This is a genomic window from Flavobacterium sp. (assembly GCF_049590715.1).
Lineage (GTDB): Bacteria > Bacteroidota > Bacteroidia > Flavobacteriales > Flavobacteriaceae > Flavobacterium.
This window is the reverse complement of sequence record NZ_JBAWDL010000027.1, coordinates 43,362-49,361: the sequence shown is the minus strand read 5'-3', so window position 1 is coordinate 49,361 and position 6,000 is coordinate 43,362. Positions and strand designations below refer to the sequence as shown.

Genomic DNA, 6,000 nt, shown 5'->3' with positions numbered 1-6,000 from the left:
TAAATATTTACGGAGAATAGCAACTCAAACCACAATCCAGTCTAGACAGGTTTTGTAACAGGCACAATAGACTGGAAATACCGCAGTGCACGAAATTATGGCAATAATGACCATACTGTTTTAGAGATCGATTTGAATTGATTTAGTTGGAGGGTACGAGTTAAAAACTCGCACGAGCCTTTGTAGATTTACTAACCAATTCACTAACTATTTATCTGTACCCTGATGGCTCGAATAGGCCTACGCAACGATAGTGTGGAATTGTATTGCATACCCACAAAGTTGTCAAACATAGTAGTTGCAATACTCACGGAGACTGCTTCGTCAGTTCGCTTTCGCTCTTGTCCTCCGACTTCGGAAAGACAAGCCCCAAAATTTATTTCGAGGTAATGTATTGACATAGATAATAAAGTCATGTAGTATTGTCAAAACAGAATGATTTTAAATGCATTCCAATATTGGTAATTACAACAGAAAACAACTTATTTTTTTTCATCCAAAAAACGTACTTTAACTGGAATAGCATCCTCAGTTCCGTAAATTTTAAGTTCCATAATATCAGCAGGAAGGTTGAATTTTCTTTTGGCTAATTCTTGTTTTACTTCTCTTATAATAAGACCTCGTAATACAAGTGAAGCGCGTCTGTAATCAACGGTGTCTACCCAAAAAAACACTTTTAGATTCACCGTACTAGCAGCGAGTTCATCCTCAATGACAAAATTTTCATGGTTTACATCCTGAACAATCTCTTTATTAGAATCTAAAATTTCTTGAATTACGTTTTTGGCCGCTTCAATATCATCTTCATAACCAATACCCACCATAAAATCAACTCTAAAAAATCCATCTGCAGTATAATTAGCCACTGGTTTTGTCAGCACATCGCTATTGGGAATATAAATATCACGTCCATCAAATGTTTTGATGTGTGAATACCTAAAACTTAAGGATTTTACTTTCCCAAAAATCTCATCAATTTTAATCGTATCATCAATATTAAATGGTCTGTTGAAAGCTAAAATGATTCCTGCCAAGAAATTTTTTCCAATATCTTGAAAAGCAAAACCCAAAATAATAGCTCCACCACCTACTGCTGTCAACAGTCCTGTAGCAACACCATTCAAACCTGCCACTTGCAAAGCAAGCATAATTGCAATTATAATTAAAATAATTTTTATAGCCTGAGCTAAAAATCTCGCCATCAAAGGATCTTCTGCTTTTTTCTGGATTTGTTTTTTATAAAAGTTGGTCAGTAATTGTGCTAACAATATGCCTGCTACAACCACCAATATTCCCAATGCGATACGAGGTAGCACTAAGAGAAATTTTTGATAATAATTATCTAAAGAATAGGCAATAGTTTCTTGTGGAGTTTGCATAAGTAAGATCATTAATTGTATTTTTCATTTTAAAGATACTAATAAATCAAACAATAGTACTTATTTCCATAGGCCAGTTTCCTGAAAAAGCCAAATCTTCTGCTCGTGAAAAAGCTATTGAACTGAATTTTTATTTCAGGTAAAAGCCAAAAAAAATCCCGTTTACCATGGCAAACGGGATTATCAATCAATGTGGTTGAATCTTTAATTTTGTACCAAAACCTTTATCAGTTTCGGAATGCTTTTTTTAAACTATTTCACACCTCCAAAAGCACCAAAGCAGGCATTTTTATGCAAAATTTCAGTACTCGAGAAACCTACCTTTTTCATTAATTCTAATTGATACGTAATTGATCTTGGGCTATCCTCTTTTTCTATATAATCAAAAACTTTCTGCTGGTACACATCACCGCCTAACTGTTTTAAATATGCACCATACATTTTCCAAACCACTTCATTTACGGCTGGATTTTCTTGAATGACTAAGTCAGAAATCATCAAACAGCCACCGGGCTTTAAGGATTCAAACAATTTTTGAAAGACAAATTCCCAGTCGGAATCGGTTCTTAAATGATGTAAAACCGCTCCTGCCAAGATGATGTCAAAATGATTGTTAGGCAAATTAACATCTCTGATATCGCCTTGAATCACATTAATTTTTCCCGTTGAAATTTCTGCCACACGTTCCTGGGCTTTATCTAACATATTTTGACTCAAATCAATCAAAGTGCACTCAAGATTGGGGATTTTAGAAAGCATTTTCAAAGTGTAATTACCCGCTCCACAACCCAAATCAAGCATATCAGTGGCATTAGGCTTTATAGCTCTTGCTGTACAAGTCAATAATTCTAAAGAGATTTGGGCATCCATGGTAGCCGTTTGACCTGTTTCTAAGTTAGAGAAACGCAATACCTCATTGTCAAAACGTTCTTTGATTTCGATAACTGTTGATTTTTTCATAGCGTTTATTTTTTTTACAAACCTATTATTTTTATATATGACTTAAAAATACTTATTTTGTCATCAATCAATGCTTTAAAGGTATTTATGGAGTTACGTCATTTAAAATATTTCTTAAAACTAGCGGAAGAGTTGAGTTTTATTCGTGCTGCCGAAAAGTTATTCATTTCGCAACCTCCGTTGAGTCGTCAAATCAAAGAATTAGAAACAGAAATAGGAGCCCAACTTTTTGAGCGAAATAATAAAAAAGTAGTTCTCACTGAAGCGGGTAAATATTATCAAAATGAAATTCGGGATCTATTGAAAAACCTAGAACGTATTAATATTCAGGCCAAAAAAATAGACGAAAACCAAAGTGGAGAATTTAGAATCGCTTATGTAAGTTCAACTTTTTCAGGAGCTATTTCAAACTTGGTACAACATTTAACAGAACATTATCCGTATGTTCGTTTTAGGTTGTATGAAGTACCCACTATCAAGCAAATCAGCGCCATTGAAGACTTAAAAATTGATTTAGGGATTCTGCGAGCTCCGTTGTTTTCTCCTAAGATAACAACTGAACTTTGGTTCCAAGACAGTTTTTCATTAGTATTCAATAAAAATCTATATCCGATAGAAAAAGAGCAAGACATTTCCAATTTAAGTGACACCACGTTTGTTTTTTTTAATAAAGTGTATGCGCCTCAATACTATGTGAATTTGCTTCAAATATGTGCTCACTTTGGGTTTGTCCCTAAAGTTGTTCATGAATCGAATAATGTTTCATCTATCATTCAACTCGTTAAAAGTGGTTTAGGTGTCTCGATTGTTCCTACCTCGGTTGTTAGGAGCCATTTGTTTCCTGAATTAGGTTGTATTGAGCTCCATTCAATAGCTCTTTTTACAGATATATTATTAGCAACACCCAAAGATCATACTTCAGAAATTTCAAACACAGCGATTACTTTTTTAAAAAAAGAGGGTGCTTATTCCCTACAATAATTCGAAATTGTTGGCATTCTACGGAGAATCATTGGATTTCTCATAATTAAAAATGGTTTGGTTTAATCAATCCAAAATTCCTAGCCATGCTAATATTGATTGGCTTAAATTGAAAACTAGAATCCTTAAATTGTATTGTCTCAGGAATATAGTAGGGAATTCCCATAAAAGTTGCTGTCAGTCCTGTACCTAGCTTGAAGTACTTGTCTTTTTTTAATAATAAAAAAGGAGTTATTTTTCGACTGCCACCATATGAAATGTAGTCTAATCTCCCTTTGAGTGTATCTCCTATTTTTTCACCTTGTATTTTTCCATATTCTTTAGCATTTCCTTGGTGTCTTATTTCAAATTCTCCGTAAAAGCGATTTTCCTTTTCATTTAAAGACAAAAAGGAAACCATGCCTTTACTAGTTGCCATATAATATTGAATTTTAATTTCTTTTTTGTGGGTACAATTAAAAAAGAAGCTAATAAAAACACACAGGAACCATTTCATACGATAACCAGCTAGGGAGTTGATATAGCACAAAGATAAAGAATACAGAGCTGTTTGACTTGGTGTAAATATTTTTTCGTAAACAAATAAAGGTTTTTACTTCACCCATTGGGAGTAAAATTCATAAAGTCAAAAGTGTAAAAATTTAGACAGCTCATTGGAATCAATAAATTGAAATATTTTAATATTTAAAATAGGACAATAAACTATGTTTGTTATAGTAAAATACAACTATTATTACATTGAACTTGTTGAAATATATTTCATAGATGATCTTCGATAAGCTCAAACTTACATTGTTGGTATTATTAATTGAATCTAAGTTTTAATACAAATCATCCTTTTTAAATTGTTTTATTTATTGTGCTCAACGGGTTTTTTCACAGTCTCTAAAATGGTTAAAAAGATGGTTTTTTAATGTGTTTTGCTTTACCTTCTAAAATATTAAACCACACATTATCACTAATTAATTGATAATGTGTGGTTAATAAATTAACTTTCTTAAGCTCGCAGAATTTCTGTCTATAATCGAATTTATGAACTTTTAGTCCATCGTGGTTTAATTATTTACTTGCAAAACTACCTGTCCCATTTTTAAGTCTAAAGTCGGGGTTTCTTTGAATACTGAATTCTATAAATAGGTCAGTGTTCGATTTATTGTCATATTCTAAACCACATACTTGTGGATTGTACCACTTGGTTATTGCTGAATTTGTCAAGCCCAATTCATTAACGAATCCTTTTTCACAACTGTTGATAAGAATGTTATGAAATTGGATCTTACTCAAATCGTTGCTAGTAGCCTCAATTTTTTTACCCATAACAATTAAAGATTCAAAACCAGAAACTACACTATTAGTAAACGTGAAAAAAGTATTTTCCTGAATATTGATAGCTTCTCTTACTAGTCCTTGACTATTGAAATCTGTATTTAATAAAGTTATATTTGAAGCATTTATATGTGTCATTAATCTTGTGAAATCAAAATTTTTGGTTACGTTATAGGAATCAATTTCAAAACATCTTGAACTAGAAACATCTGATGAGAAAGGATTTCTGATGGCAATGCTATTCGTTATTGTACATTGTGCTCCTTGGGTAAAATCAAAATCATCATCAGTGGCTCTATAGGAAATGATGTTATTAAATTTAACATTACCTCCATAACATTCAAGAGAATCGTCATTAGAAAAACTAATTTGTATATTCTCTAATACGGTTCCATTGCCCACACCTGCAAGTGATAATCCATTTAATTCTTTAAGAGAATTAAGCTTGCGACCAGCGTACTCTATTCGCACATATTTAAGTATTCCTGAATTACTATGTTCATTAACACCTCCATATTCAGATAGCATTGGATTTAAGTTAAAATCTAGTCTTGCTACGCCACCAGGATTATTAGTGGGTGCATCACCAAGTAGGATGATTCCGCCCCAGTCACCTGGTTTGCATTCGATACTGCTATTAGTTGATGTAAAAACGATAGGATCTATAAGGGATCCTTCAGCCATAATTTTCGCTCCTTTAGATATAACTAAAGTTCCACAAGAATCTTTATCCCCTTTTATAACCGTACCAGGTTCAATAGTAAGAATAGCATTATTAGTAACATATACTACTCCCATAAGCAAGTAAGTGTTTCTTTTGCTAAGTGTTTTATTAGTATCTATTTCTCCTGATAATATTTCAGTAACCGAATTGTAATTGTTGTTTTGTGGGTAAAAACTAGACCAATTGTGCATCCAGTTGTTTTGTCCTGTAATTCCTTTGTCATTTTGAGCTTTTAAATTGAATTGTAAAAGGAATAGCAAAGAAAGTAGTAATGTAGATTGTCGCATTTTAATTCTGTTTTGTGTTTTTTTTGTGGTGCAAAAATAGACTCAGGATGTTATTTAGTCGAGTTATAAAAGTTACCAAAAGATTAGTTTTGTGTTACCAATATTATCTTAACACTAAGAGACTGAATGCCTGCTAGTGCTAGGGTTAGACTGTTTTGCTCTCTGCCAAAAGCACAATCTAAACGGGCTCAATGCATTAGGGATTGAATAGAAGATTAACACTAAAAAAAAAGGGCTATACCAGTTAGACTTAGAATTTACCGCGATAAAATATCTTTTCATAATCAAATTATACCGTAGCGATGATATCTAGAATTTTAATTTTCTACCTAGTAAATTCTAA

At 32.6% G+C, this 6,000-nt stretch carries 6 protein-coding genes; 1 reads left to right on the top strand and 5 read right to left on the bottom strand.

Annotation, left to right across the window (positions count from 1 at the left end):
• Positions 1-203: 203 nt before the first annotated feature.
• From WBQ70_RS01780 to WBQ70_RS01770, 3 genes are all read right to left on the bottom strand, one after another.
• Entirely contained in the window at positions 204-401 is a 198-nt protein-coding gene (locus WBQ70_RS01780) for a hypothetical protein (RefSeq protein ID WP_423909736.1), read from the bottom strand.
• Between the two features lie 81 nt (positions 402-482).
• Complete coding sequence (locus tag WBQ70_RS01775; protein ID WP_423909734.1) at positions 483-1,391, bottom strand: mechanosensitive ion channel family protein; 909 nt, start codon at positions 1,389-1,391, stop codon at positions 483-485.
• 240 nt (positions 1,392-1,631) lie between these two features.
• On the bottom strand, positions 1,632-2,339 hold the full coding sequence (locus tag WBQ70_RS01770) for a class I SAM-dependent methyltransferase (protein ID WP_423909731.1): 708 nt from the start codon (positions 2,337-2,339) through the stop codon (positions 1,632-1,634).
• Between the two features lie 57 nt (positions 2,340-2,396).
• Between WBQ70_RS01770 and WBQ70_RS01765 the strand changes: the two genes are divergently transcribed.
• The gene (locus WBQ70_RS01765; RefSeq protein WP_423909729.1) at positions 2,397-3,320 is read left to right on the top strand and encodes a LysR family transcriptional regulator; all 924 of its coding nucleotides are present in this window, start codon (positions 2,397-2,399) and stop codon (positions 3,318-3,320) included.
• A gap of 46 nt (positions 3,321-3,366) precedes the next feature.
• Here the strand turns inward: WBQ70_RS01765 and WBQ70_RS01760 are convergent, their stop codons facing one another.
• Both WBQ70_RS01760 and WBQ70_RS01755 read right to left on the bottom strand, forming a co-directional pair.
• Positions 3,367-3,738: a hypothetical protein gene (locus tag WBQ70_RS01760; protein WP_423909726.1), complete on the bottom strand. Its 372-nt coding sequence runs from the start codon at positions 3,736-3,738 to the stop codon at positions 3,367-3,369.
• Positions 3,739-4,379: 641 nt separating this feature from the next.
• Positions 4,380-5,657, bottom strand: a complete 1,278-nt coding sequence (locus WBQ70_RS01755; RefSeq protein ID WP_423909724.1) for a hypothetical protein — start codon at positions 5,655-5,657, stop codon at positions 4,380-4,382.
• Positions 5,658-6,000 lie beyond the last annotated feature (343 nt).